The organism is Actinokineospora iranica (assembly GCF_900101685.1).
Lineage (GTDB): Bacteria > Actinomycetota > Actinomycetes > Mycobacteriales > Pseudonocardiaceae > Actinokineospora > Actinokineospora iranica.
The window spans coordinates 162,677-189,308 of record NZ_FMZZ01000001.1 but is presented as its reverse complement, the minus strand read 5'-3'; the positions used below and the strand labels follow the sequence as shown (position 1 = coordinate 189,308).

The 26,632-nt window shown below is 71.8% G+C and carries 26 protein-coding genes; 10 read left to right on the top strand and 16 right to left on the bottom strand.

All coding sequences use genetic code 11. From position 1 onward, the window contains the following. The first annotated feature begins 18 nt into the window (after nt 1-18). Genes rhaI through BLS56_RS00885 form a run of 3 tightly spaced genes read left to right on the top strand, consistent with a single transcriptional unit; the run spans nt 19 to nt 4,630 of the window. A complete protein-coding gene (gene rhaI / locus BLS56_RS00895; RefSeq protein WP_091447100.1) occupies nt 19-1,176 on the top strand; it encodes an L-rhamnose isomerase in 1,158 nt (385 codons plus the stop codon). 14 nt (nt 1,177-1,190) lie between these two features. Further along, a complete protein-coding gene (locus tag BLS56_RS00890; protein ID WP_091447098.1) occupies nt 1,191-3,215 on the top strand; it encodes a bifunctional aldolase/short-chain dehydrogenase in 2,025 nt (674 codons plus the stop codon). After that, nucleotides 3,212-4,630, top strand: a complete 1,419-nt coding sequence (locus tag BLS56_RS00885; RefSeq protein ID WP_091447095.1) for a rhamnulokinase — start codon at nt 3,212-3,214, stop codon at nt 4,628-4,630. Before BLS56_RS00890 ends, BLS56_RS00885 begins: the two co-directional genes overlap by 4 nt. On the opposite strand, the gene BLS56_RS00880 is transcribed toward BLS56_RS00885, so the two are convergent. Further along, nucleotides 4,597-5,382: a helix-turn-helix domain-containing protein gene (locus BLS56_RS00880; RefSeq protein WP_407640479.1), complete on the bottom strand. Its 786-nt coding sequence runs from the start codon at nt 5,380-5,382 to the stop codon at nt 4,597-4,599. The two genes, BLS56_RS00885 and BLS56_RS00880, sit on opposite strands and share 34 nt — an antisense overlap. A gap of 70 nt (nt 5,383-5,452) precedes the next feature. Here BLS56_RS00880 and BLS56_RS00875 point away from each other — a divergent pair, with 70 nt between their 5' ends. Continuing rightward, the gene (locus BLS56_RS00875) at nt 5,453-6,079 is read left to right on the top strand and encodes a phosphoribosyltransferase (RefSeq protein ID WP_091447088.1); all 627 of its coding nucleotides are present in this window, start codon (nt 5,453-5,455) and stop codon (nt 6,077-6,079) included. A gap of 4 nt (nt 6,080-6,083) precedes the next feature. On the opposite strand, the gene BLS56_RS00870 is transcribed toward BLS56_RS00875, so the two are convergent. The 6 genes from BLS56_RS00870 to BLS56_RS00845 all read right to left on the bottom strand — a co-directional run bounded on the left by BLS56_RS00870 (nt 6,084) and on the right by BLS56_RS00845 (nt 13,911). Then, on the bottom strand, nt 6,084-6,437 hold the full coding sequence (locus tag BLS56_RS00870; protein ID WP_175482598.1) for an STAS domain-containing protein: 354 nt from the start codon (nt 6,435-6,437) through the stop codon (nt 6,084-6,086). A 136-nt stretch (nt 6,438-6,573) separates the two neighbouring features. Next, nucleotides 6,574-8,385 carry a glycosyltransferase family 39 protein gene (locus tag BLS56_RS00865; protein WP_091447084.1) on the bottom strand — a complete coding sequence of 604 codons (1,812 nt, stop codon included), beginning with the start codon at nt 8,383-8,385 and terminating at the stop codon, nt 6,574-6,576. Then, nucleotides 8,382-9,641: a glycosyltransferase gene (locus BLS56_RS00860; RefSeq protein ID WP_091447081.1), complete on the bottom strand. Its 1,260-nt coding sequence runs from the start codon at nt 9,639-9,641 to the stop codon at nt 8,382-8,384. The genes BLS56_RS00865 and BLS56_RS00860 overlap by 4 nt, the downstream gene beginning before the upstream one ends. A gap of 65 nt (nt 9,642-9,706) precedes the next feature. After that, entirely contained in the window at nt 9,707-11,293 is a 1,587-nt protein-coding gene (locus tag BLS56_RS00855) for a glycosyltransferase family 39 protein (RefSeq protein WP_228771259.1), read from the bottom strand. A gap of 430 nt (nt 11,294-11,723) precedes the next feature. After that, entirely contained in the window at nt 11,724-13,205 is a 1,482-nt protein-coding gene (locus BLS56_RS00850) for a sensor histidine kinase (protein WP_091447075.1), read from the bottom strand. Next, nucleotides 13,183-13,911: a response regulator transcription factor gene (locus tag BLS56_RS00845; RefSeq protein ID WP_091447072.1), complete on the bottom strand. Its 729-nt coding sequence runs from the start codon at nt 13,909-13,911 to the stop codon at nt 13,183-13,185. The genes BLS56_RS00850 and BLS56_RS00845 overlap by 23 nt, the downstream gene beginning before the upstream one ends. 212 nt (nt 13,912-14,123) lie before the next feature. Here BLS56_RS00845 and BLS56_RS00840 point away from each other — a divergent pair, with 212 nt between their 5' ends. After that, nucleotides 14,124-14,669: a hypothetical protein gene (locus BLS56_RS00840; protein ID WP_091447070.1), complete on the top strand. Its 546-nt coding sequence runs from the start codon at nt 14,124-14,126 to the stop codon at nt 14,667-14,669. A gap of 5 nt (nt 14,670-14,674) precedes the next feature. Here BLS56_RS00840 and BLS56_RS00835 read toward each other — a convergent pair whose 3' ends face one another. Together BLS56_RS00835 and BLS56_RS00830 are read right to left on the bottom strand one after the other, a co-directional pair. Next, nucleotides 14,675-14,962: a hypothetical protein gene (locus BLS56_RS00835; RefSeq protein ID WP_091447067.1), complete on the bottom strand. Its 288-nt coding sequence runs from the start codon at nt 14,960-14,962 to the stop codon at nt 14,675-14,677. Nucleotides 14,963-15,203: 241 nt separating this feature from the next. After that, complete coding sequence (locus tag BLS56_RS00830; RefSeq protein ID WP_091448666.1) at nt 15,204-15,812, bottom strand: alpha-ketoglutarate-dependent dioxygenase AlkB; 609 nt, start codon at nt 15,810-15,812, stop codon at nt 15,204-15,206. Nucleotides 15,813-16,038: 226 nt separating this feature from the next. Here BLS56_RS00830 and BLS56_RS00825 point away from each other — a divergent pair, with 226 nt between their 5' ends. Together BLS56_RS00825 and BLS56_RS00820 are read left to right on the top strand one after the other, a co-directional pair. Beyond that, nucleotides 16,039-16,404, top strand: a complete 366-nt coding sequence (locus tag BLS56_RS00825) for a hypothetical protein (protein WP_091447065.1) — start codon at nt 16,039-16,041, stop codon at nt 16,402-16,404. A gap of 115 nt (nt 16,405-16,519) precedes the next feature. Then, nucleotides 16,520-16,825, top strand: a complete 306-nt coding sequence (locus tag BLS56_RS00820) for a hypothetical protein (protein ID WP_091447062.1) — start codon at nt 16,520-16,522, stop codon at nt 16,823-16,825. Nucleotides 16,826-16,871: 46 nt separating this feature from the next. Here the strand turns inward: BLS56_RS00820 and BLS56_RS00815 are convergent, their stop codons facing one another. Beyond that, nucleotides 16,872-17,693: an LmeA family phospholipid-binding protein gene (locus BLS56_RS00815; protein WP_139190448.1), complete on the bottom strand. Its 822-nt coding sequence runs from the start codon at nt 17,691-17,693 to the stop codon at nt 16,872-16,874. Between the two features lie 513 nt (nt 17,694-18,206). Beyond that, nucleotides 18,207-18,353, bottom strand: a complete 147-nt coding sequence (locus BLS56_RS31135; protein ID WP_175482597.1) for a hypothetical protein — start codon at nt 18,351-18,353, stop codon at nt 18,207-18,209. A 218-nt stretch (nt 18,354-18,571) separates the two neighbouring features. Between BLS56_RS31135 and BLS56_RS00810 the strand changes: the two genes are divergently transcribed. Genes BLS56_RS00810 through BLS56_RS00800 form a run of 3 tightly spaced genes read left to right on the top strand, consistent with a single transcriptional unit; the run spans nt 18,572 to nt 21,793 of the window. Further along, nucleotides 18,572-19,756 (top strand): PP2C family protein-serine/threonine phosphatase, encoded by a 1,185-nt coding sequence (locus BLS56_RS00810; RefSeq protein WP_175482596.1) that lies wholly within the window; start codon nt 18,572-18,574, stop codon nt 19,754-19,756. Then, the gene (locus tag BLS56_RS00805; protein ID WP_091447055.1) at nt 19,749-21,353 is read left to right on the top strand and encodes a sensor histidine kinase; all 1,605 of its coding nucleotides are present in this window, start codon (nt 19,749-19,751) and stop codon (nt 21,351-21,353) included. The genes BLS56_RS00810 and BLS56_RS00805 overlap by 8 nt, the downstream gene beginning before the upstream one ends. Next, nucleotides 21,350-21,793: a response regulator gene (locus tag BLS56_RS00800; protein WP_091447054.1), complete on the top strand. Its 444-nt coding sequence runs from the start codon at nt 21,350-21,352 to the stop codon at nt 21,791-21,793. Before BLS56_RS00805 ends, BLS56_RS00800 begins: the two co-directional genes overlap by 4 nt. A gap of 6 nt (nt 21,794-21,799) precedes the next feature. On the opposite strand, the gene BLS56_RS00795 is transcribed toward BLS56_RS00800, so the two are convergent. From BLS56_RS00795 to BLS56_RS00775, 5 genes are all read right to left on the bottom strand, one after another. Next, nucleotides 21,800-22,402: a hypothetical protein gene (locus BLS56_RS00795; RefSeq protein ID WP_091447051.1), complete on the bottom strand. Its 603-nt coding sequence runs from the start codon at nt 22,400-22,402 to the stop codon at nt 21,800-21,802. Between the two features lie 75 nt (nt 22,403-22,477). After that, a complete protein-coding gene (locus BLS56_RS00790; RefSeq protein ID WP_175482595.1) occupies nt 22,478-23,956 on the bottom strand; it encodes an SDR family NAD(P)-dependent oxidoreductase in 1,479 nt (492 codons plus the stop codon). Between the two features lie 403 nt (nt 23,957-24,359). Further along, complete coding sequence (locus BLS56_RS00785; protein WP_228771258.1) at nt 24,360-24,791, bottom strand: DUF6319 family protein; 432 nt, start codon at nt 24,789-24,791, stop codon at nt 24,360-24,362. Between the two features lie 84 nt (nt 24,792-24,875). Next, the gene (locus BLS56_RS00780; RefSeq protein WP_091447048.1) at nt 24,876-25,931 is read right to left on the bottom strand and encodes a sensor histidine kinase; all 1,056 of its coding nucleotides are present in this window, start codon (nt 25,929-25,931) and stop codon (nt 24,876-24,878) included. Next, nucleotides 25,928-26,614: a response regulator transcription factor gene (locus BLS56_RS00775; RefSeq protein ID WP_091447046.1), complete on the bottom strand. Its 687-nt coding sequence runs from the start codon at nt 26,612-26,614 to the stop codon at nt 25,928-25,930. Before BLS56_RS00775 ends, BLS56_RS00780 begins: the two co-directional genes overlap by 4 nt. Nucleotides 26,615-26,632 lie beyond the last annotated feature (18 nt).

Here is a 26,632-nt window from a genome sequence, read left to right as displayed (position 1 = left end):
TCCTGTGTGGAGGGTGCGATGAGCGAGATCAAGGCCGCGCTTGCCGAGCAGCGGATCGAGACCCCGTCGTGGGGCTATGGCAACTCCGGCACCCGGTTCCGGGTGTTCCCGCAGCCCGGAGTGCCGCGCGACCCGTGGGAGAAGATCGACGACGCGGCGACCGTCCACCGGTTCACCGGCGTCGCCCCCACCGTCTCCCTGCACATCCCCTGGGACGCCGTGGACGACTACGCCGCCCTCGCCCGGCACGCCGAGGACCGTGGCGTGGCCATCGGGGCGATCAACGCCAACGTGTTCCAGGACGAGGCCTACAAACTCGGCAGCGTCGCCAACCCCGACCCGGGGGTGCGGCGCAAGGCGGTCGACCACCTGCTCGACTGCGTCGAGATCATGGACCGCACCGGCTCCCGCGACCTCAAGCTCTGGTTCGCCGACGGCCTCAACTATCCCGGCCAAGACGACCTGCGCGCCCGCCAGGACCGGCTCGCCGAGGCGCTGGCCGAGACCTATGCGCGACTGGGGGAGGGGCAGCGGCTGCTGCTGGAGTACAAACTGTTCGAGCCCGCCTTCTACACCACCGACGTGCCCGACTGGGGCACCGCGTTCGCCCACTGCCTGGACCTCGGCCCGCGCGCGCAGGTCGTCATCGACACCGGCCACCACGCGCCGGGGACGAACATCGAGTTCATCGTCGCGTTCCTGCTCCGGGCCGGGCGGCTGGGCGCGTTCGACTTCAACAGCCGGTTCTACGCCGACGACGACCTCATGGTCGGCGCGGCCGACCCGTTCCAGCTTTTCCGGATCATGCACGAGATCGTGCGGGCGGACGCGCTCACACCCGCCGCCGGGATCGCGTTCATGCTCGACCAGTGCCACAACATCGAGCCGAAGATCCCCGCGGTGATCCGTTCGGTGCTGAACGTGCAGGAGGCCACCGCGAAGGCGCTGCTGGTCGACGCGGCCGCGCTCGCCAAAGCCCAGCAGGAAGGCGACGTGCTCGGCGCCAACGCCGTGCTGATGGACGCCTACAACACCGATGTGCGCCCGCTGCTCGCCGAACTGCGCGCCGACCAGGGACTCGACCCCGACCCGGTGGCCGCTTTCCACCGCTGCGGATACGCCGCGCGGGTCGCGGCAGAGCGGGTCGGCGGCGAGCAGGCGGGCTGGGGCGCGTGAGAGGGGAACCGGAGATGACCCATCCCGAGGTCGCGGCGCTGCTGGCCCGGGCCAACCGGCTCGGCGCGGACCCGCGCAACACCAACTACGCGGGCGGCAACGCCTCCGCCAAGGGCAAGGCCGAGGACCCGGTGACCCGGGAACCGGTGGACCTGCTGTGGGTCAAGGGTTCCGGCGGCGACCTCGGCACCCTGACCGAGGCCGGGCTGGCCGCGCTCCGCCTCGACCGGCTGCGGGCGCTGGCGGACACCTGTCCCGGCGTCGAGCGCGAAGACGAGATGGTCGCCGCGTTCGACTACTGCCTGCACGGCAAGGGCGGCGCGGCACCGTCGATCGACACCGCCATGCACGGCCTGCTCGACGCCGCGCACGTCGACCACCTGCACCCGGACGCGGGCATCGCCTTCGCCACCGCCGCCGACGGCGAGGCGCTGACCAAGGCGTGCTTCGGTGACCGGGTCGCCTGGGTGCCCTGGCGGCGGCCCGGTTTCCAACTCGGCCTGGACATCGCCGCCGTCCGCGCGGCCAACCCGGCCGCGATCGGGGTGATCCTCGGCGGGCACGGCATCACCGCCTGGGGCGAGACCAGCGCCGAGTGCGAGGCGAACTCCCTGGAGATCATCGCCCGCGCCCAGGCATACCTCGACGAGCACGGCGCCGCCGAGCCGTTCGGCGCGGCGATCCCCGGCTACGCGCCGCTGCCGACCGCCGAGCGGCACGACCGGGCGGCGGTGCTGGCCCCGGTCGTGCGTGGCTTGGCGTCCACCGACAACCGGCAGATCGGCCACTACACCGACAGCGACGTCGTCCTGGACTTCCTGGCCCGCGAGAAGCACCCGGCGCTCGCGGCGCTCGGCACGTCCTGCCCGGACCACTTCCTGCGCACCAAGGTCCGCCCGCTTGTCCTCGACCTGCCGCCGACCGCCCCGATCGAGGACGCCATCGCCCGGCTGCGTGAACTGCACGCCGCCTACCGTGACGACTACCGCGCCTACTACGACCGGCACGCCGACCCCGACAGCCCGCCGATGCGCGGAGCCGACCCGGCCATCGTGCTGGTGCCCGGGGTCGGGATGTTCAGCTTCGGCAAGGACAAGCAGACCGCGCGCGTCGCGGGCGAGTTCTACGTCAACGCGATCAACGTGATGCGCGGCGCGGAAGCGGTGTCCGCCTACGCGCCGATCGAGGAGCGCGAGAAGTTCCGCATCGAGTACTGGGCGCTGGAAGAGGCCAAGCTGCACCGGATGCCCCCGCCGAAACCCCTGGCGGGCCGGGTGGCCCTGGTGACCGGCGGCGGCTCCGGGATCGGGCGGGCCATCGCGCGCAGGCTCGCGGCCGAGGGCGCCTGCGTCGTCGTCGCCGACCGGGACGCGGAGTCCGCCGAGCGGGTGGCGAGGGAGATCGGCGCGGTCGCGGCCACCGCGGACGTGACCGACGAGCACGCCGTCGCCGCGGCATTCCAGCGCGCCGCGCTCGCGTTCTGCGGCGTGGACCTGGTGGTCAACAACGCCGGGCTGTCGATCTCGAAGTCGCTGCTGGACACCACAGCCGCCGACTGGGACCGCCAGCACGACGTGCTGGCCAAGGGCTCCTTCCTGGTCTCCCGAGAAGCGGCGCGGCTGCTGATCGCGCAGGGCATGGGCGGCGACATCGTCTACATCTCCAGCAAGAACTCCGTGTTCGCCGGGCCGAACAACCTCGCCTACGGCGCGGCGAAAGCCGACCAGGCGCACCAGGTCCGGCTGCTGGCCGCCGAACTCGGCGAGCACGGAATCCGGGTCAACGGGGTCAACCCGGACGGCGTGGTGCGCGGGTCCGGGATCTTCGCGGGCGGCTGGGGCGCCCAGCGCGCTGCCGTGTACGGGGTGCCGGAAGAGGAGTTGGGCGCGTTCTACGCCCAGCGCACCCTGCTCAAACGCGAGGTGCTGCCCGAGCACGTGGCCGCGGCGGTGTTCGCGCTGACCGGCGGCGACCTGTCGCACACCACCGGGCTGCACATCCCGGTCGACGCGGGCGTGGCCGCCGCGTTCCTGCGATGAGCACCGCTGTCGCCGCGGTCGACCTCGGGGCGTCCAGTGGCCGGGTCATGGTCGGCCGGGTCGAGCCGGACCGGCTCACCCTGGCCGAGGTGACCCGGTTCCGCAACGGCGCGATCCGGGTCCACGACACGCTGCACTGGGATGTCCTGCGGCTCTACCGGGGCGTTCTGGACGGTCTGCGCGCCGCCGGGCCCGGCATGGCCAGCGTCGGCATCGACTCCTGGGCGGTCGACTACGGCCTGTTAGACGAGACCGGCGCGCTTATCGGCAACCCGGTAAGCCACCGCGACGACCGCACCCGCGAGATCGCCCCGCGCCTGCGCGACGCCATCGGCGCGGACACGCTGTACGAGACGACCGGCTTGCAGTACCTGCCGTTCAACACCCTCTACCAGTTGGCCGCCGAACCCCGTCTCGCGCGGGCCAGCACGCTCCTGCTCATCCCGGACCTGCTGACCTACTGGCTCACCGGCGACCTCGGCACGGAGTACACCAACGCGAGCACGACGCAGCTGCTCGATATCCACACCGGACAGTTCTCGCCCACGCTGCTCGCCCATGTGTCGGCGCGTCCGTCGCTGTTCCCGCCGCTGCGCCAGCCCGGCAGCGGTCGCGGCGACCTGCTGCCGCACGTGCTCGCCGCGACCGGGTTGTCCGACCGGCTGCCGGTGACCGCGGTCGCCTCGCACGACACCGCGTCGGCCGTGGTCGGTGTGCCCGCGGCGGGGGAGCGCTTCGGCTACGTCTCGTGCGGCACGTGGTCGCTGGTCGGGATCGAGCTGACCGCCCCCGTGCTCAGTGCCGAGAGCCGGGCGGCGAACTTCGCCAACGAGGGCGGCGTCGACGGCACCGTCCGGTACCTGCGCAACGTCATGGGACTGTGGCTGCTGCAAGAGTGCAGGCGGGTGTGGGCGGGCGTGCCGCTCGACGCGCTGCTGGCCGAGGCGGCGGCCCACGCCGGGTTCGGCGCGGTCGTCGACCCCGACGACGCGGTGTTCCTGCCGCCGAACGAGGCGGGCGCGGACATGCCGACCAGGATCGCGGACTACTGCGCCCGCACCGGCCAGCCCGTTCCACGCACCCCCGGCGAGATCACCCGGTGCGTTGTGGACAGTCTCGCCGCCGCTTACCGGCGCGCGTTGGACGACGCGCGCCGACTGTCCGGCCGGGACATCGACGTCGTGCACATCGTCGGCGGCGGGAGCCGCAACGCGCTGCTGTGCCAGGCGACGGCCGACGCGTGCGGGCTGCCGGTCGTGGCCGGACCGGTCGAGGCGGCCGCCCTGGGCAACGTGCTCGTGCAGGCCCGGGGCATCGGCGCGCTGCCGGGCGACCTGCCCGTCCTGCGCGACCTGGTGCGCCGCACCCAGCCGCTGCGCCGCTACCGGCCGCGCAACGCCTCCGCCGTGGCCTGATCGGCCGGGAAGAACGACTCGATGGCCAACTCGGCGACGGTGATGTCCAAGGGCGTGCCGAACGTGGTCACCGTGCCGAAGAACGCGAGTTCGGCGTCCCGCGTGCGCAGCCGCAGCGGCACCACGACGTCGGCGGCGTGCTGGTCGATCTCCGGTTCCGGCTGCGCGCACGGGTAGGCCGACAGCTCGTCGTGCAGCGCGGCCAGCTTCTCGTCCGCGGTGAGCGTGATCTGCCCGCGCAGCCGGGCCAGCAGGTGCGCCCGCCACTCGCCGAGGTTGACGATGCGCGGCGCGAGGCCGTCGGGGTGCAGGCTGATCCGCAGCACGTTCGCGGGCGGCGCGAGCAGACCGGGCGCGACGCCCTGGAGCAGGGCCCGCAGGCTGTCGTTCGCGTCGACCAGATGCCAGCCCCGGTCCACGGCGACCGCCGGATAAGGCTCGTGTCCGGTGAGGACCTGGCGCACGGCGGTCCGAACCGCGGTCATCCGGGGCGAGTCCAGCGCGGTTCGGCTGTAGACCGGCGCGTACCCGGCGGCCAGCAGCATCTGGTTGCGCTCGCGCAGCGGCAGCCCGAGGATGTCGGACAGGTGCAGCACCATCTCCCGGCTCGGCGCCGACCGGCCGGTCTCCACGAAGCTCAGGTGCCGGGTCGAGACCTCCGCCTGCAAAGACAGGTCGAGCTGGCTGAGCCTGCGGTGCTCGCGCCACTGACGGAGCAGCGCGCCGACCGAGCGCTCGGGTGCGTACGCCATGGTCATGGCTCGACGCTACGGACCGGCACGACGAACGGCGATTACCTCGTAGGTAAAGCACACTTGGCGTATGCGCTTCGCGGACCGACCCGAAGCGGGCCAGATCCTCGCCGCGCGGCTGGAGCACCTGCGCGAGCGGGACCCGGTCGTCCTCGGCCTCCCGCGCGGCGGCGTCCCGGTCGCCGCAGCGGTCGCCGACCGCCTCGGCGCGGACCTCGACATCGTGTTGGTCCGCAAGATCGGCGCGCCCGGCTCCCCGGAACTGGCCATCGGCGCGGTGGGCGAGGGCGGTGTGGTCGTGCGCGCTCCGGAGGTCCTGGCCATGCTGGAGCTGTCCTGGTCGCAGGTCAAGCCATCGATCGAGCGGGCGAAGGCCGAGCTGCGCCGCCGCGCCGATGTGCTGCGCGGCCCGGCAGAACCACGCGACCTCACCGGGCGAACCGTCGTCGTGGTCGACGACGGGATCGCCACCGGTTCCACGGTCGCCGCGGCGGTCCAGGTGGTCCGCCATCTCGGCGCCGCCCGCGTGGTCCTCGCCGTTCCGGTCGCCCCCGACGCCATCCTGGGGCACCTGCGTGCCATCGCCGACGAGTTCGTCTGCGTGCACACCCCGAGCGACTTCGGCGCGGTCGGCCGCTGGTACGGCGACTTCACCCAGGTCACCGACGCCGAGGTGCGGGCCATCCTGGCCAGCTGAGCCGTCACTCGACGCGCAGGCTCGCGTCGCGCACGGCCGGGCCGAGCACCTCCAGGATGCGGCGCATCGACGGCGGCGGGTTCCGCAGCACCAGGTGGCTGTCCTCGGGCAGGGTCCTGGCCACCCGCAGCAGAGTGATCACTCCGGACACATCGATGAAGTCCAGTTCGGCCAGGTCGAGGTGGACATCGCCGGAGGCCTGCCTGCACAGGGCGAGCAGCAGTTGCTCGAAGTCCGGCCGGTTGCTGAGGTCGGCGTGGCCGGTGAGGCGGGTGGGTCCGCCGGGGGTGGGCGCGGCGTCCACATCGGGCCTGGAGCGCGACGGGGGCGGCGACTGCTGGTCAGTGATAGCGGCCACCGCCTCCAAAGCGACGGTGGCGCGGGCCGCCGGGCGGCGTCGCGACGTCGTGCACGGCCCACCTTCCCAGCGGCGTCGGAACCGAGTGGACGGGAGCCTACGCGGGACCGACGCCGCTGTCCCAGGTCCAAAGACCTCACCCGAGCGGCAGGCTCAGGTCGTACACCGTCTCACCGCCAATCGTGACCGCGGCGAAGTTCTCCTGCGCCCAAGTCGAGATCTCGCCACCGCCGCTGCGGGTCATGCCACCGGGAACGTAGTAGCGCACCTGCCCGGCGGCGACATAGGACTGGAACTGGGCCAGGGTCGGCGCCGGGTCCCCGCCGGAGAACCCGCCGATCGGGATGATCGGGCGGCCGCTGGCCAGCTGCAGACTCGCCGCGCCCTGGGAGCCGGTGCTGGCCGCCGCCCAGGTGCCGGTCGTCGCGCGCAGCGCCGCCACCATCTCCGGGCTGACCTCGATGCCCATCCGGCCGGTCGTCATGGCGCCGTCCGCGCCCACGGGGCCGGACATCGGAAGCGACCCGCTGTGCGGGACCGCCGTGGTGGCCAGGGTGTACGCGGCCGTCCCGCCGAACCCGGCGACCAGCGCGGCGACCGCGACCGCGGCGGCGGCCCGCCGGAACTGGTGCGCGCCGACCACGACCGCCGTGCTCGCCGCCACCCCGACCGCCGCGACCACCCAGCGCAGCCACGGCAGCCACTCGCCGTCGCGGGCGAGCAGGACGAAGCCCCAGCCGGTCGCCACCGACACCATCGCCGCCAGCACGATCCGGGCGGGCGCGTGGTCGCGGCCCCGCCACAGCTCCCGGCAGCAGACCGCGACCAGGGCGGCGATCGCGGGCGCCAGCGCCACCGCGTAGTACGGGTGCGCGGTGCCCTCCATGTGGCTGAACACCGCCGCGGTCACCACCAGCCAGCCGCCCCACAGCACCAGCGCCGCCCTGGTCCGGTCGGTGCGCGGGGCGCGGCGGGTGAACCACAGGCCCGCGACCAGCCCGATCAGCGCCGTCGGCAGCAGCCAGGACACCTCGGAGCCGAACGAGGCGCCGAACATGCGGAACCACCCGGTCTCGCCGCCGAACCCGGTGTTGCCCGCCGCGGGCGGCGCTATGCCGTTGCCGAAGATCCGCCCGAGCCCGTTGTAGCCCAGGGCCAGGTCCAACTCGCTGTTGTCGGCCGACCCGCCGATGTAGGGCCGCGACGCCGCGGGCCACAGGTCGGCGACCGCGATGAACCAGCCCGCCGACACGACCACCGCGACTGCCGCGCCCGCGAGGTGCAAGAGCCGCTTGCCCAGGCCCGTCGGAGCGGCGAGCAGGTAGACCAAACCGAACGCCGGTAGCACGAGGAACGCCTGCAACATCTTGGTCAAGAACCCGAACCCGACAGCGGCGCCCGCGAGCAGCAGCCACTTCGGACTCGCCTGCTCCACCGCCCGCGCGGTGCAGTACGCGCCCGCCACCAGCAGCAGCACCAGCAGCGCGTCGGGGTTGTTGAACTTGAACATCACCGCGCCCACCGGGGTGAGCGCGAGCCCGGCGCCCGCCAGCAGGCCCGCGCCCGGCCCGGACCAGCGGCGGACCGTCGCGTGCAGCAGCCACACCGCCGCCACGCCCGCGAGGGCCTGCGGCACGAGCATGGTCCACGCCGAGAAGCCGAAGATCCGCCCGGACAGCGCCATCAGCCAGATCGCCGCGGGCGGCTTGTCCACGGTGATCGTGTTGCCGGGGTCGAGGGAGCCGAAGAACAGCGCCTTCCAGTCCATGGTTCCCGCCTGCGCGGCTGCGGCGTAGAACTGGTTCGCCATGCCGGTCGCGCCGAGGTCCCACAGGTACAGCAGCGCGGCCGCGGCGAGCAGCGCGAGGAGAGCGGGCCGTTCCCAGCGCGGGGCCGGGGACGCAGGCGCGGCGGCCTGCGGGGCGGGCCGGGGCAGGGTGGCGGTCATCGGGACGACTCCAGGGTCGGTTCGGTCGCGCGGCGGAACACCCAGCCGCGCAGCAGGAGGAAGCGCAGGACGGTGGCCAGCAGGTTCGCCGCGACCAGGACGACCACCTCGGTCGCCCGGCCCGGCACGGTGAGCCCGTGCAGGAGCGCGAGCGCGCCGCTGGTCAGCCCGAGGCCGAGGAAGAACACCAGCAGCCCTTGGAACTGGTGCTTGGCCGCGCCCGCGGCGCCGCGCACGCCGAAGGTGAGCCGCCGGTTGGCCGCGGTGTTGCCGACCGCGGTCACCAGCAGCGCCACCAGGTTCGCCGCCTGCGGGCCGACCTGGCCGCGCAGCAGCACATACAGCACCAGGTACGCGAGCGTGCTCACCACGCCGACGGCGGCGAACCGCACGACCTGGCGGGACAGTCCGCGCGGGACCCCCGGCGGGTCCGCGCCGATCGCGCCCCGGGCAAGCTGCCCGCGCAACTGGGCGATCGGCACCCGCCCGGTCACCAGCCCGCGGCCGAGGCGGGCGATGCCACGCAGGTCGGCCAGCGCGGTGGCGACGATATCGACGCGGCTGTCCGGGTCGTCCACCCAGTCCACCGGCACCTCGTGGATGCGCAGCCCCGCGCGCTGGGCCAGCACCAGCAGTTCGGTGTCGAAGAACCAGCCGGTGTCGGCGATGTGCGGCAGCAGCGCCCGCGCCACGTCCGCGCGGATCGCCTTGAACCCGCACTGCGCGTCGGAGAACCGCGCCGCGAGGGCGCCGCGCAGCAGCAGGTTGTAGGCCCGCGAGATCATCTCCCGCTTCGGCCCGCGCACCACCCGGGCGCCCCGGGCGAGCCTGCTGCCGATGGCGACGTCCGAGTGCCCGGAGATCAGCGCGGCCACCAGCGGCGAGAGCGCGGCCAGGTCGGTCGACAGGTCGACATCCATGTAGGCCAGCACCTCGGCGTCGGAGGCGAGCCAGGTCGTGTGCAGCGCCCGGCCCCGCCCCTTCTGCTCCAGCCGCACGGCCCGCACCTCGGGCAGCTCCCCGGCCAGCCCCTGCGCGACGGCCCACGTGCCGTCGACGCTCGCGTTATCGGCGACGGTTATCCGGAACCGGTAAGGGAAGTGGGCGTCGAGGTGGGCGTGCAGGCGGCGCACACTCGGTTCGAGGTCGCGCTCCTCGTTGTACACCGGCACGACCACGTCGAGCACAGGAGCGGGTCCGGTAGTGCTAACCGGAGCGCGGACAGCCAACGGCAGGGAAATCTCGGTCGCGGTCATGGTCCCGACGATCGGGCCCGGCGCTGGGCGGTCCGTGTGTCCAGCCTGTGCGCCCGCTGTGGGCTTCACCGGCTCAGGTCGTACAGGGTGACCCCGTCGACCGTGGTGCTGTCGTAGTTCGCCTCGACCCAGGCGCTGATCTCCCAGGACGCGTCGCTGCCGCTGTCGGCGGGCAGGAGCGTGCCCGCGATGAACCAGTGGACCCGCCGCTCGGCGACCAGCCGCTGGAACTCGTCGAGGGTGGGCGCCGGATCGGTCCCGTTGAACCCGCCGACGGCGAGCACCGGAACCCGGGCGCCAAGCTGGTATCCGGCCGCGTTGTTGGACCCGACCACGGCCGCGGCCCACCGGTATTCCTCCGCGCCCGCCGCGAGCACCCCAGCCACCTCGGCGGTCGGAGTCGGCGCGCCCAGCAGTCCACCGAACCCGCCGCCACCCCCTCTGCCGCCTCCCGGCCGCATGGCGGTCGCGTCAGCAGGCCCAACCGAGGGCAACGCCCCCGAATGCGGCACGGCGGCCGTGGCCACCGAATACGCCGCGGGCGCCATCAACGTGACAACGAGCGCGCACACCCCCACTCCCCGCCCGAACGCGGCGGGCAGCACGGGCAGCAACACCGCCAGCGCGGCCACCACCAGCCCACCGAACAGCACCAGCGGCCGCAGCCACGGCAGCCACTCACCCTCCCGCGCCAGCAGCAGCGAAGCCTCCACCGCCGTCACCGCGATCCCCGCGGCCAACACCCCCACGACGGCGGGCTCGGTCCGCCGCCGCCACGCCACAACCGCCCCGATCCCAACCAGGGCAGCGACAGCGGGCGCCAACGCGACCGCGTAATAGGAGTGGATGATCCCGTCCATCTGGCTGAACACCACCCCGGTCACCACCAGCCACCCACCCCACAGCAGCAGCCCCGCCCGGGTCAGGTCGGTCCGCGGCGCCCGCCGGGTCAGCCACAGCCCACCCGCCAGCGCGAGCAGCGCGGCGGGCAACAGCCAGGCGATCTCACTTCCCATCTCGTCGTCGAACAGCCGGGTCCACCCCGGCTGCCCCCACCCCGCACCCCCACCGACACTGCCGACCTCGTCCCCGGTCAACCGCCCCAACCCGTTGTAGCCCAAGGCCAGTTCCAGCACGCTGTCGGTCTGCGACCCACCGATGTAGGGCCTGCTCCCCGCCGGAACCAACTCCACAACCGCGACCCACCAGCCCCCCGCGACCACCAACGCGCCCAACGCACCCCCCAAATGCGCGATCCGCCTACCCACCCCCACCGGCGCCGCAACCAAATAAACCAACCCGAACGCGGGCAAAACCAAAAACGCCTGCATCATCTTGGTGAGAAACCCGAACCCCACCGCCACCCCCGCGAGCATCAACCACCCAAAACCGGGTTTCTCCACTGCCCGCACAACGCAATAGCCCCCCGCGACAAGCAACAAGACCAACAACGCGTCCGGATTGTTGAACCGAAACATCAACGCCGCCACCGGCGTCACCGCCAACGCGGCCCCCGCCAACAACCCGGCTCCCGCGCCAAACCACCGCCGCACCGCCGCGCAAAGCAGCCACACCGCCCCCACCCCGGCAAGCGCCTGCGGCAGCAACACACTCACCGGGTGCAGCCCGAACACCCGCACCGACAACCCCATCAACCACACCGACGCAGGCGTCTTGTCAACGGTAATCCCACCTGCGGAATCCGTGGCGGCAAAAAACAACGCCGACCAACTCTCCGCCCCAGCCTGAGCAGCGGCGGAATAATAGGCATTAGCCCACCCGGATTCCCCAAGCCCCCACAGATAAAGCACAGCGGCCCCCACCGCCAAGGCCCCAACCGCAACCCGCTCTCTTCGCCCCCGCCCCACCCCGACAACGGACAAGGAAGGCGCCACACGCTCCACAACGACTGTCATGCGGCAACACTCCAGGCCCCAGCTTTGCGCCCCGTGTGCCCCACCTGTGCGCTCGCTGTGCGCCCCTCACCTACAAACCGACAAGCAACCGCCCACCCCGAACCTGCTCTCCTGCCAACGAAGCCCGACCCCATCGAGCCGACCCGCCCGAACAAATCCCGCGAATTCAGCCCTCAGCAGCCGGAAGCCGCACAGTAAACGCCGTCGACCCAGGCGAACTGTCCACGTCAACCACCCCATGATGCGCCTGCACCACAGCCAACACGATCGCCAACCCAAGCCCGGTACCCCCCTGAGCCCGCGACCGAGACCCATCCCCCCGAGCGAATCGCTCAAACACCTCAGGCAACAGATCCTCAGGAATCCCCGGCCCGTCATCAGCGACAGTCAGCACGACCTCATCCCCAGAACGAGCAAGCCGCACCGTAACCGTCGTGCCCGCCGGAGTATGCGTCGAAGCATTGGCCAGCAGATTTCCCAACACCTGATGCAACCGAGCCTGGTCCCCGACCGCGAGAACCGGCTCAGCGGGCAGATCAAGCTGCCACCGATGACCGGGACCAGCGACCTGGGCATCGCCCGCCGTGTCCAGAACGAGCCGAGAAAGATCGACCGTCTCATAAAGCAGCGGCCGCCCGGAATCCAGCCGAGCGAGCAGCAGCAGATCCTCGACCAACGCCGTCATCCGCTGAGCCTCGGACTCCACCCGGGAAACCGCGTGCGCGATATCCGGTGGCACCTCGTCCCCCCGCCGCCGCGCCAGCTCGGCGTATCCGCGAATCGCGGCCAGCGGCGTCCGCAGTTCGTGGCTGGCGTCGGCGACGAACTGCCGCACCCGGGTCTCGCTGGCGTGTCGCGCGCTCAACGCGTTGCCGATGTGCCCGAGCATCCGGTTCAGCGCCGAGCCGACCTGCCCGACCTCGGTGCCGGGGTCCGTGTCCGCCTTGGGCACCCGGACCGACAGCGCCACCTCGCCCTGGTCCAGCGGCAGTTCCGCGACGCGGCGCGCGGTCTCGGCCATCTGGTCCAGCGGCCGCAGGGTCCGGCGCACGATCACCGCGCCCGCCGCGCCCGCCACGGTCAGGCCGAGCAGGGAAACCCCGCCCAGCACGAGCCCGGTGGTCCACAGTGTCTGGTTCAGCGCCTCGGTCGGGAGCCCGGTGATGACCACCCCGCCTTGCGCGGTCGGCACCGCCATCAACCGGTACTGGCCGAGTTCGCCGAGGTCGCGGTCGTGCGCCCTGCTGTCCACCGGAAGCGCGGCGAGGACCTTGTGCAGGTCGGCGGGGATGGCCAGGCTGCGGCCGGTGGGCGGCTGACGCATCGCGCTGAGCACCACGCCGCGGTAGATCGAGGCGTTGAGGGTGCCGGGGCCCTGGCCGGGGGCGTCGATCGGCGGCCTGCCCGGTGGGCCCGGCATCGGGCCGCGGATGACGTACTCGGCCGCGCGGGTGCTGGCGTCGGTGAGCTGCCCGTCGAGCTGGCGGATCAGGAACGCGCGCAGACCCACCAGCGTCACCACGCCGATGATCAGGCAGACCAGCGCCAGCAGCACCAGCTGCTCGGCGATGAGCCTGGTGCGCAGCGAGAGCGTCCGGCTTGGCCGTGTCCCGCGCGCGGCGGATCTATCCGGCGGGCTTGAGGACATATCCGGCGCCCCGCATCGTGTGGATCATCGGCTCCCGTCCGGCGTCGATCTTCTTGCGGAGGTAGGAGATGTAGAGCTCGACGATATTGGCCTGTCCGCCGAAGTCGTAGTTCCAGACCCGGTCGAGGATCTGGGTCTTGCTCAGCACCCGGCGCGGGTTGCGCATCAGGAACCGCAGCAGCTCGAACTCGGTCGCGGTCAGCGTGATCTCCGTGCCGCCGCGGAACACCTCGCGGGTGTCCTCGTCCAGGGTGAGGTCGCCGACTACCAGCGCCGCGCCCGCGTTCGCCTCGGTGACGCCGGTGCGGCGCATCAGCGCGCGCAGGCGCAGCACGACCTCTTCGACGCTGAACGGCTTGGTCACGTAGTCGTCGCCGCCCGCGGTGAGCCCGGCGATGCGGTCCTCGACGGCGTCCTTGGCCGTCAGGAACAGCACCGGCAGCGAGTCCGCCTCTGCGCGCATCCGGCGCAGGACCTCCAGGCCGTCGAAGTCGGGCAGCATGACGTCGAGGACTACCGCGTCGGGCTTGAACTCGCGGGCGGTGCGGACGGCGGTGGCGCCGTCGAGGGCGCTGCGCACGTCCCACCCCTCGTAGCGCAGCGCGAGGGTGACCAACTCGGCGAGAGTCGGCTCGTCGTCGACGACGAGGACGCGGACGGGCTGGCCATCGGGCCTGCGCAGCTCTGGGCGGGTGTTCACCGGCATGGTCTCATCGTGCGGCGCGGGCGTGGGCCTTGCCTGTGCCGAACCTGTGCGCGGGCTGTGACATCAGGGCCATCGGGGACATCAGGGCCATCGGGGGAGCGGGCGGGACAGGTCATAGCCGACGCCAACCGGGCGCACAGGAAGCGCACAGGCTGGGCCGCGACGGTTGCGCTACCGGCGGCACGAGGCCCCGGTGGACGTACGGAGGAACCATGACCGAGCAGCCCGCGCGGCCCGCCGACCAGCAGCAGCCCGCCTGGGGTGGGCCGGTGCCGGAGCGGACGCAGCCGAGGTGGTCGGTGAAGAAGACCGCGGTGGCGGCCGCGGTCGCGGTGGGCATCGCCGTCGGCGGCGGCTTCGCCGTCTACGCCGCGAGCGGCGCGGTCGCCGACACCCGGGGCAGGCCCGGCGGCGGCATGATGATGGTCGGCCCCGGCGCGATGAACGCCCTGCACGGCGAACTCGTCGTCGCCGACGGCAAGGGCGGCTACACCACCCAGGTCATCCAGACCGGCGAGGTGACGGCGCTGAGCGACACGTCCGTGACGGCCAAGAGCGAAGACGGCTACACCAAGACCTACACGATCGACGCCGACACCGTCCGGTCCTCGGTCAAGACCGGCGACAAAGTCATGATCACCGCGACGCCCGAGGGCGACACCGCCACGGCCGACTCGATCACCGACGCCACGGCGGCGCGCCGGGGCGGCCCGATGGTGCGGCAGGGCGGTCCCGGCGGCGCCCAGCCGACCGGCTGACGCGGTCACTTGTCGACCGGGTCCACCACTTTGGAGGCCGCGGTGATGATGGCCCACAGTGGACTGCGGGTGCGCTCGTAGTAGACCCGCCGGTTGGCGGGCTCCCGGTGCTCGGTGAGCATGCCCAGGTCGACCAGCCTGGTCAGCTCCACCCCGCAGGCGCTCTGGGCGATCACCGTCTTGGGCGGCTCGGACTGGAAGAACCGCGGCCCGGCGTGCTGGTGGATCCACAGCGCGAGCCGCAGCCTGCTGGGCCTGCCGAACAGCAGCCGTCCCACGTCACCCGCGTCCATGTGATCGCTCCTGACTTAGCGCTAGGCGAAATCAGGTATCAAGATAGCGTCCGATGATCGACTTGTCGAGGGCGCGTCACCGGAAGGGGTGAGGCGATTGCGGGAAGGGGAGGTTCGGTGCGGAGCGGATAATAGGTGAGAACGCCCGATTAGAGATGATATTCACCGAGATGAGTGGATTTTTTCGACGCGAGTGATCGACATTCTTTACGACGCGTACGCGCGGGATCGCTGAGTGAAATCAGCGAACGCCGCGCGGCCGGAACTGAATGCTGATCCTCGGGCCGACCGGCCGGGTCGTCTTCGGGATGGCGTGCTCCCAGGTGCGCTGGCAGGACCCGCCCATCACCAGCAGGTCGCCGTGGCCGACCGGGAACCGCAGCGTCTCCCCGCCGCCCCGGGGGCGCAGCAGCAGTGGGCGGGGAGCGCCGACCGAGACGATCGCGACCAGCGTGTCCTCCCGCGCGCCCCGGCCGGTGTTGTCGCCGTGCCAGGCCACGCTGTCCCGGCCGTCGCGGTAAAAGCACAGGCCAGCGGTCGGTAAGCGCTCTTGGTAGTGGGCTTCGAGCGCCGTGCGGGCGGTGGCCAGCAGCGGGTCCGGCAGGGGCGCGCCCTCGCCGTAGAAGCTGAGCAGGCGGGGGACTTCGACCACCGAGTCGTACATCCGCCTGCGCTCGGCCTGCCACGGCACCCGCTCGGCAAGTCGGGTGAACAGGTCGTCCGCGCCGTGCAGCCAGCCCGGCAGCGAATCCACCCACGCGCCCCGGTCGAGGGACTTTCGCTCGATCTTGGTGAGCGGGCCGACACCGTCGCCGTCGTCGAGCAGGGAGCCCTGGAAAGCGATCGTCATGCCCACACCGTACCTCGAACAGGTGTTCTAATTTAATCCTTCTCGGCAAAAATCTGTCACACTGGCGAGTGGCGACGTCGACTCCTCCCTCATGATTCCCAAACCTTGGCAGGTCCTTGGTAGGTCGACGCGGACATATAGCCGAAGGCCTATGTTTCGTGTCGTCGTGATCGGGGTAGTCGCCCTCGCCGGATCCGCGCCCGCCGGAGAATCGAGGTACCCCCTGATGGCCATCACCGCCGCGCCCACCCACATGCCGGTGACCCTTCCCGTACGCCCTCTGCCCGCAGCCACCCCCGAGCCGGAACGACTGGGAGCCCGGTTGCAGGCCGCGATCGCCCGCGCGCTTGCCCGGCCGTCCGCCGCCGAGGCGGAACTGCGGGCCGGTCTCGCGTGGACGGCCGCCCGCGGCGAGACCTGCCGCATCACCGGCCCGGTCGGCGACGTCCGCCGGGCGATCGAGGCGCTGCGCGCCGATGACGCCGCTTCCGCGCGCGTCGCGCTCCGCGACGCCTTGATCGGGCTGCGCGACGCGCCGTTCGTGCCCGTGCCCAGGGCCGAGCCGCGCACGCCGCGGCGTCGGTCCAAGTGAGACTCGTTTTCCTCACTCGGTCGAGTGGAGCGGGGCCCGCCGATTCGGCTCCAGGCCGCGGATCGGGCAATCTCAGAGGACTGGCTCAACGAAGCGCCGGATCTGGGAGATGCATATGACACGGCAACTGGACGCGCCCCCCTTCCCGGGATCCCCCTCCCCGGGCCTCGACCTCCGTCACGCCGTCGACGCCGCGCTGGCGGCGCTCATCACGCCGCTGACGCCCGCCTCGGCTCGGGTGCTGGCCGACGACCTGCTTGGCGCGCTGGCGCGGACAGCCGCCACCGGCGACACGTGCCTGGTCCTCGGCGCGGCCGAGGCGGTCGCGGTCGCCCGGGTGAACCTGGTGGCCGGTCAGGAGCCCGCCGCCCGCGCCGCGCTGGTGCGGGCCCGCGGGCTGCTCGACCGCAGAGACCGCTGACCGGCGGGCGGGACACGCCGTTCCAACGTCGGAACGGTAGGACCGCTCAACGGCCGATCGTCATCGTGGTCGCGGCTGTCGCCAGCAGGGACAGCAGCTCCTTCAACGGCGTCCCGGACAGCCGGTCTCGCCAGTCGTCGGCCGCACCCGTCAGCCGCACCCCGGCAGGCGACGTGACGACCGAGGTCAGCCGCAGGCCCGTGGGCAACTCGGGAACGGACACCCCGATCGGCCGCACGCCCCGCGGCAGCCGCACCCGCGCCCCCGCGACCCGCACGGCCGCGGGCGTCAGCCACACCCGCCCGTCCTCGACGGCGAGCACCGTCTCCACCGCACCCGGCCACCGCCCCCACGACACCACCGGCGCCTCCGCGAACCGCACCCGCACCCCCGGACGGGCCGCGGCCACCAGCGCCGCGGCCACCTCCGCCGCGATCTCCACCTCGACGCGCACCGACTCGGCGGTCACCGCCGTCGACATCGGCCCGGCGAACCGCAGATCGCGCCAGGTCACCACCAGTCGGGACAGCGGGACCCCGGGCCACCCGACATCCTCAGCCACGAAGCGCACCGCGTCCACCCGCCCCTGAGCGAGCCGAAGGGTGTCACTGTCGCTGCGCACATCGACCACGTTCATCGGCACGTCGTGCCCAGCAGCGCGCACAGTGATCCGCTTACCCTGCAACCGATCCGCCGTCACCCGCACCGCCGCGTCCAGCACCCCCGCCGGACTCGTGGGCACCCCATTGAACACTCCGGAAGAGAACAGAGCAGAAGGAAACAGAGCAGAAGGAAACAGCGCCCGCCCCGCCGACAGCACAGCGTCCAACCCGCGCCCCGGGAACCAGCCGTCGAACGAGCCGCTCACCAGGCCACCTCACCTATGCCGATCACCGGGCACCCTCACCTGGTCAAGTGGCCCCACCTGCCAACCAACCCCGACCCTGCCAGACGCCACACGGATGAAGCGAAGGAGCACACCACCCTCCTGTCTCCTGACAGGCCGTGCCCATGGGCATCCCGCGCCCTCCTGCCAACCGAAGCCGTACCCGGCCCTGCCAGGTGCCAGATGGAGCAGGACAGCACACCCACTCACCTGCCAACAGCACCCGGCCCGCCCAGTGCTCGATGGGAGCGGTGCACCAAACCCGAGCATCTGCCAGGCAGTACTGGCCCTGCCCAGTGCTCGATGGGGTGGAGTGGTTTCTTCGGGGGTGAAGGAAGATCCCTGAACTCGCCGTGGTCGTGGGGCCGAAGGCTCCCCACCCGTCTTTCCCACGACGGGATCTTCCTTCGCAGGGGCCCCGAAGAAACCACTCCACCCCATCGAGCAGACCACCAACCCCAGCCCCCGCAGAAGCCCGCTAGAAACCAGCCAGCATCACCGCTTGCGACGCAACCGGGACACCGCCGTCCGAGCCCGCTCCCGGTTGCGCGGGTCGGCAGCGATCCCGCGCGCCTTCTCAGTCAGCGCCTTGCCCTGCGGGCCGCGCAGGAACCCCTTGATCCGATCCAGCAATCCAGCCACAGTCTTCTCCTTCGTCCGTTTCGCGCACGCCCGATTTCGCTCAGCGGGGACATACCCGGCATCCGCCCACGCCAACCAGCGTTCATGAACCGTGGCCGAACCGACGCGCACGGCTTCGTCGTGTGATCCCACCTCAGCGCGCGTCCCATGAGCGCGAGATCGGGACACGGTTAGGATCTGTCGACTGAATTCCTCCAGGCCATGGGAGCCGGTGTTGCATGGATGCTGTCGTGGCATCGCGGGAGTTGGTGCGGGTCCTGCTGGTCGAAGACGATCCGGGTGACGCGCTGCTCGTGGAGGAACTCCTCGCCGAGGTGAACGCGCCGTTCCGGCTCACCAGGGCGCACTCGGTGCGGGAGGCGGAGCCGCTGCTGGCAGGCCAGGACTGCGTGCTGCTCGACCTCGGCCTCCCCGACGCCAGTGGGCTGCAGGCGCTGCGCCAGTTGGAGCAGGCGCGGGCGGATGTCGCCGTCGTCGTGCTCACCGGCCTGGCCGACGAGCAGCAGGGCATGGCCGCGGTCGCCGCGGGCGCGCAGGATTACCTGGTCAAGGGGCAGGTCGACGGCGACCTGCTGAGCCGGGTCATCCGCTACGCGGTCGAACGCGTGCGCACCGAGGAAATCCAGCGCCAGCTCCGCGAGGAACGCCTGCGCGCCACCGAGAAGGCCCGCCTCGAACGCGGCCTGCTGCCCTCGCCGCTGCTGGACGACCCGCGCATCGACGTCCATTTCTCCTACCAGCCGGGCCGGGAGCGGATGCTGCTCGGCGGCGACTTCTATGACGTGGTGGAGAGCGCGGACGGCACCGTGCACTGCGTCATCGGCGATGTCTGCGGCCACGGGCCCGACGAGGCCGCGCTGGGCGTGTACCTGCGGGTCGCGTGGCGGTCGCTGGTGCTCGCCGAGCGCCCGGTGGACGAGGTGCTGGCGACCATGCAGCGGCTGCTGGTCCACGAGCGGCACCTGGACGGGCTGTTCGCCACCGTGTGCATGCTCTCGGTGTCGCCGGACCGCGCCACCGCCGAACTGCGGCTGGCCGGTCACCCGCCGCCGGTCCTGGTCGCCGACGGCTCCGTGCGCCTGCTCAGCGGCGCCGTCGGGGTGCCGCTGGGTGTGCTGACCAGCGCGAAGTGGCCGGTCACGACCGTCGACCTCGGGGAGGACTGGTCCGTGCTGCTCTACACCGACGGCCTGATCGAGGGCCGCACCGGTGACACGTCCGAGCGCCTGGGCGTCGACCGGCTCACCGAACTGGTCGGCGTCCTGGCCAAACGCGACGCGCACTGGCAGGCCGAGGTGTGCGACGACCTGATCCGCGAGGTCTGCGACCTCAACCAGGGCGACCTGGTCGACGACGTCGCCGCGCTGCTGCTGAACAGGCTTCCGGGAGGCACAGGTGGTTGAGGAAGTCGTTCCCCGCTGGTCGCGGGACGGCAAGGGCGGCGCGCAGTGGCCGCTGCGCCGCTGGCTGTCGGTGACGATCGGCGTCCTGGTCCTGGTGTTCGCGGGCGCGGTCCTGGCGGTCTCGCTGGCCATCTCGGCGCAGAGCGACGAGCGGTCCACCCTGGTGGACCGGATCGACCCGGCTGTGCAGGAGGCCCTGCGCCTGGACACCGCCCTGGTCGACCAAGAGGCCGCGCTGCGCGGGTTCGCGCTCACCGCCCGAGAGGACTTCATCGCCCCCTACGGCGAAGGCGTCGACCGGCAGGACGCCGCCATGTTCCGGTTGCGGGAGCTGGTCGGCGGGCACCGCGGGATCGCCGCGGAACTCGACCGGGTCCAGCGCGAGGCCGACCTGTGGCGCTCGGAGTACGTGGAGCCCAGCATCGAGCGCATTCGCACGTCCGGGGTGCTCAGCGCCGAGCGGAACGCCGAGGGCAAGCTGCGCTTCGACCAGGTCCGCGGCTCGACCACCAGCCTGCGGGACACGCTGTCCACCGCCCGGGACGACGGCAGGGCGTCGCTGACGGCGGCGGCCAACCGGGTGGTCGCCGTCTGCGTCATCGTCGCCGCCGTGCTCTTGGCCGTGTTCGTGCTGCTCGCCGTCACGCTGCGCGCGGCCGTCGCCCGCCCGCTGGTCCAGCTCGCCACCCGGGTCCGCCGGGTGGCCGACGGCGACTTCCAGCACGCGCTGCGGGTCAGCGGCCCGCGGGAGGTGACCGAGCTTTCCGGCGACGTCGACTCGATGCGCCGCCGTATCCTGGACGAGGTGGCGGTGCAGCGGGAGATCAACGCGGAGTTGGACTCGCGCACGGAGGACCTCAAGCGGTCGAACGCGGAGCTGGAGCAGTTCGCTTATGTGGCCTCGCACGACCTGCAGGAGCCGCTGCGCAAGGTCGCGAGCTTCTGCCAGCTGCTCGAACGCCGCTACAAGGGCCAGCTTGACGAGCGGGCCGACCAGTACATCGGCTTCGCCGTGGACGGCGCCAAGCGGATGCAGGTCCTGATCAACGACCTGCTGGCGTTCAGCCGGGTCGGCAGGCACTCGCGGGAACAGGTTCCGGTCGACTGCGCCGACCTGGTCGCCCAGGCCAGGGCCAACCTCGCCGAGAGCATCGAGGAAAGCGGAGCCGAGATCGAGGTCGGCGACCTGCCGACGGTGCTGGGGGAGACGCCGCTGCTGACCGCGGTGTTCCAGAACCTCATCGGCAACGCGGTCAAGTTCCGCGGCGCCGAGCCGCCGAGGGTGCGCATCACCGCGGAGCGCGAGGCCGAGCAGTGGCTGTTCTCGGTGGCGGACAACGGCATCGGCATCGAGGCCGAGTTCGCCGAGCGGGTGTTCGTGATCTTCCAGCGGCTGCACAGCAAGGAGGCCTACCCGGGCACCGGCATCGGCCTGGCGATGTGCCGCAAGATCATCGAGTACCACGGCGGCCGGATCTGGCTCGACCCGGAGGTTCAGCACGGCACCCGCTTCCTGTTCACCCTCCCGGCGATTCCAGAGCCCGTCGACAACACCGAATCCGACCCGACCGAACCCGAGAAAGCCGAGGTCACGTGACCGAGCCGAACGACGTCAAAGTCATCGATGTGCTGCTCGTGGAGGACGACGACGGCGATGTCCTGATGACCCGAGAGGCGTTCGAGCACTACAAGATCCGCAACCAGCTGCACGTCGTCAGCGACGGCGAGCAGGCCGTGCAGTTCCTGCGCCGTGAGGGCCAGTACGCCGACGCCCCGCGCCCGGACCTGATCCTGCTCGACCTCAACCTGCCCCGCTTCGACGGCAGGCAGGTGCTCGCCGAGATCAAGGCCGACCCCGCGCTGCGGCTGATCCCCGTGGTGGTGCTGACGACCTCAGAGGCGGAGGAGGACATCCTGCGCAGCTACGAGTTGCACGCCAACGCCTACGTCACCAAGCCGGTCGACTTCGACCGCTTCATCGAGATCATCAGGAAGATAGACGAGTTCTTCGTGACCGTGGTCAAGCTGCCCAGGTAGGACGCTTCACGGGGCGTTGTTGGCAGCGGTGACCGTGAGCGTCTTGGACACCGTTTTGGCCCCCTTGGGCCAGAGCGTGTAGGTGTGCGTGGTCTTGCCCGCAGTCGGGTCGCAGGGGAACGCCAGTTCGAGCTGTCCGGCCGCCGGGTAGTCGCCGCCGTAGCCGCCGTAGACGTCCGGGTTGTCCACCGAGATCGCCGCGCCGGACGCGCCCGACACCTTCCACGAGATGACCACGTCCTGCCCCGGGGAGGAAAACGGCGCGTCCGGAGTGCCCCGCACCGGGCAGGTCGGCTGCCGCACCACGGTGAAGCTGTCGATCCGCGCGCCCGAGGGCGTGGTCGTCGTGGTCGTCGTGCCGGGCTTGCGGCTGGTCGTGGTGATCCGGCCGCCCGCGTCCGAGCCGCCCCGGGTGTCCACCGGCCGCACGGTCTCGGTCTGCGTCTCGGTGATCGTCGTCGCGGTGGCCGGGTCGGACACGACCGGCGCGGCGGCGGGCGCTTCGGTCGCCGGTTGCCCTTCGGCGCGCTGCACGGTCGTGCAGCCGACCGCGCCCGCCGCCAGCACCAAGCCCAGTGCCAGTCCGCGGAGTCTTCGCTTGTGGTCCATGCCGGTCCCCGCCGTTCTTCTCGCTTCCCCGTGTGTGAGAAGACGTGTCGGAGCGGGCGAGGTTCCGCGCGGGGGCTACCAGGGGGCGGGGGCGTAGTCCTTGAGGAAGCAGCCCCGGATGTCCTCGCCCGCCTCGCCGCGCACAATCGGGTCGTACACCCGCGCGGCGCCGTCCACCAGGTCGAGCGGGGCGTGGAACCCCTCGTCGGCCAGCCGCATCTTGGTCGGGTGCGGCCGCTCGTCGGTGATCCACCCGGTGTCCACGGCGGTCATGAGGATGCCGTCGGTCAGCATCTCTTCCGCGCTGGTGCGGGTGAGCATGTTCAGCGCGGCCTTGGCCATGTTCGTGTGCGGGTGCCCCGGCCCCTTGTAGGCGCGGCTGAACTGCCCCTCCATCGCCGACACGTTGACCACGTACTTGCGCCGCGCGGGCGCGGCGGCCATCGCCGGGCGCAGCCTGCTGATCAGGATGAACGGCGCGGTCTGGTTGCAGAGTTGCACCTCCAGCAACTCCATCGGGTCGACCTCGTGCACCCGCTGGGTCCAACTGTTGACCGGGTGCAGGTCAGGCACCAGCCCACCCGCGTCGATAGCGGTGTTATCGGCGATCCGATCAGGCGCGGCCGACCCCGCCGTGAGCGCCAGCGCGGTCAACGGATGCACATCGTGCGAGGTCGTCGCCTCCACCGCCCCGACAAGAGCGGCCGGATGCGCGTCACTCGTGCGCCCCAAGGACAGCACCTCCGGCAACGGCCCAGGCGGCAGCGGCGCCGACTCGGCCTCGGCCAGCAGCGCGTAAGACCCGGGGGACCGCCGCACGGTCTGCGCCGCGTTGTTGATCAGAATATCGAGCGGCCCCTGCGCCGCGACGGTGTCGGCCAGGTCCACGACCTGCGCCGGATCACGCAGGTCGACGCCCACGATGGTGAGCCGGTCCAACCACTCCTCGGCATCGGGCATAGCCGCGAACCGACGCACCGCGTCGTTCGGGAACCGGGTCGTGATCGTGGTCCGGGCGCCATCGCGCAACAGCCGAAGCGCGATATACATTCCGATCTTCGCCCGCCCACCGGTCAACAACGCCCGCCGCCCGGCCAGGTCGGTGCGAGCGTCCCGACGCGACCGGTTCAGCTCCGCACACGGGGGGCAAAGCTGGTGGTAGAACGCGTCGACCTGGTGATAGCGCTGCTTGCAGGTGTAACAGGACCGAGCCCGCAACAATGTACCGGCAGACGCCCCGGCAACGCCGGACACCAGCGGAATCCCCTGCGTCTCATCATCAATCCGGTTGGGCGCCCCGGTGGCGGTCGCCTCGGTGACAGCCCGGTCGGCTTCGGTGACCGCCGCCCGCTTGGCCGCCCGCCGCCGCAACCGAACCGACTTGTAAATCCGAGCCGTGGCCCGCCGAACAGCCACAGCGTCAGGGTGCTCGGTAGGCAACTCGTCAACCTCGGCAAGCACCGCCAAGCACTCCCGCAGCCGCGCTGGATCAATGCCCGGCCCATGCTCGACCCGCTCAACCTGGTCGGCCTGGTCTTCCTGAATCGCTGTCACTACCGCCGCTCCCGCTCGCCTACGTCCCGACAACTGTAGAACGTGCCCGAACCAGCAGGCCCGCCCCTGCCAGGCACTCGATGGAAGGTGGGGAGTGGAGCAGCGAACCCGCCCCCGACCCAGGCTGAACCCGACCCTGCCAGGTGCTCGATGGGGTGGAGTGGTTTCTTCGGGGGAGAAGGAAGATCGCCAAGCTGGCTTCGCATGTGTGCGGCCGAAGGCTTCCCACCCGTCTTTCACACGGCGATCTTCCTTCGTAGGGGCCCCGGAGAAACCACTCCACCCCATCGAGCGGACCCCGCAGCCCAGCCAGGCACCAGCCACCCCATCGAGCAACCCCACCAGCGCAAACACAACGAAGGCCGCCTTCAACCGAAGACGGCCCCCGAGAGACACCAGCGACTCAGCTGTCCTGGAGATCAGCCAAGGCCGCCTTCACCTTCGACAGCTCGGCCTCCAGCTCCTCCATCCGCGCCCGGTGCTGCTCCCGGGCCGCGTCAAGGACACCCTCGATGGCCTTGGAGATGTCCTCGTGCAGCTCAGCGGCCGCCCGGGACACCGCGGCGGCCGGAACCGCCACACCCTGCATCATCCGCTTGCCCGCCTGAGTCAGCTCAGCCTGCCACTCACCCTCGGCGGTGCCGGTGACAGTCAGGGTCAGCTCGACAGTCCGAGTCTTCTTCGCGGTGCTCTGGGCCCGCTGCGCCCGCGGCTTCTTGACCGGCGGCGCGGCCTGCTCGACAGGCGCGGCGGCCTGCTCAGGCTGCTCGGCCTGCTCGGCCTCGGTCGAAGCCGCCACGGTCTCCGCCTGCTCGGTCTCGGTCTCGGTGGACACGATCCACTCCCTCTCACGACGCCTGGTGAACCGGCTGAATTAGAACATTCGTTCGCCTGTTCGAGATCCCCGGGGCCGATCACGCTACGAGATGCCCGGCGCCTTTCCGTCAGCGGGCAGGGTGACGCGGATGCGGCATCCGCGGGGCGAGTCGACGACCCCGATCGTCCCGCCGTGCAGCTCCACCACCCACCGGGCGATGGACAGCCCCAGCCCGGTCCCGCCGCCGGTGGCGCGCTCGCCCCGGGTGAACCGGCGGAACACCAGGTCGCGTTCGGCCGCGGCGATGCCCGGCCCGTCGTCGCGGACCTCCAGGGTCAGCTCGCCGCCGGACAGCGCGGCGACGACGCGCACCTCGCCGTCGGCCGGGCCGTGCCGCACGGCGTTGTCCAACAGGTTGACCAGCACCTGGTGCAGCCGCTCCCGGTCGGCGAGCACGGTCGCCGACCCGGGGGAGACGGAGGTGGAGAGCCGGACCGACCGGCGCGCCGCCGCCGCGTTGACCTCCGCCTCGGCCACCACCTCCGCCAGCAGCGGCGCCACCTCGACGGACTCCAGGTCCAGCGGGTGCGCGCCAGCGTCGATCCTGGACAGGTCCAGCAGCTCGGTCACCAGCCTGCCCAGCCGCTCGGTCTGGGCGAGCGCGGTGCGCATGGTCGCCGGGTCCGCCTCGCTCACCCCGTCGACCACGTTCTCCAGCACCGCCTGCAACGCCGCGATCGGCGTGCGCAGCTCGTGGGAGACGTTCGCGATCAGCTCGCGCCGGTGCCGGTCGGCCGCCTCCAGGTCGGCGCTCATCTGGTTGAACGCCCGCCCCAGCTCGCCCACCTCGTCGCGGGCGGTCACCCGGACCCGGCGGGAGTAGTCGCCGCGGGCCATGGACCGCACGGCGGCGGTCATCTCCCGCAGCGGGCGGGTCATGCCGTGCGCGAGGACCTGCGAGGTGATCAGCGCGCCGATGATGCCGGTGAGCGACGTGGTGGGCGGCAGCCAGCCGATCATCGCCCAGAAGTAGCCCAGCCCCGCCGCGCCGGAGGCGACCAGCAGGATGCCGAGCTTGACCTTGATCGACCGCACCGGGTCCAGCGGCCTGGGCAGCCGCTCCAGCAGCCGGGCGGCACTGGTCGCGGCAGTGGTCATCGGGGCGCCTCCAGGGCGTAGCCGACCCCGTGCACGGTCCGGATCAGGTCCGCGCCGAGCTTGCGGCGCAGCGACTTGACGTGGCTGTCCACCGTGCGGGTGCCCGCGGCGTCGCCCCAGCCCCAGATCTCGGCGAGCAGCCGCTCGCGGGGCTGCACGGCGCGCGGGCGGGCGGCCAGGTGCGCGAGCAGGTCGAACTCGATCGGGGTCAGGTGCGCCTCGACGCCGCCGCGCCGCACCCGTCGCTCGACCGGGTCCACCTCAAGGTCACCGACGACGATCGCGGCGGCCCCCGCGTCGGCCTGCGCGGCCCGCTCCACCCTGCGCAGCAGCGCGTGCACCCGGGCCACCAGCTCACGCGGGGAGAACGGCTTGGTCATGTAGTCGTCCGCGCCGACCCCGAGGCCGACGAGCAGGTCGGTCTCGTCGTCGCGGGCGGTCAGCATCAGCACCGGCACCGGGCGCGCCGCCTGGACCCGGCGGCACACCTCCAGCCCGTCGAACCCGGGCAGCATGATGTCGAGCACCACCAGGTCGGGCCGGGTGCGCTCGGCGGCGGCCACGCCGCCGGGGCCGTCGCAGGCGAGGTCCACCTCGAAGCCCTCGGCCCGCAGCCGAGCCGCGACCGACTCCGCGATCGTCCGCTCGTCCTCGACGACCAGGACACGCCGCTTGTTCGCCATGGTCGTGACTCTATGCAG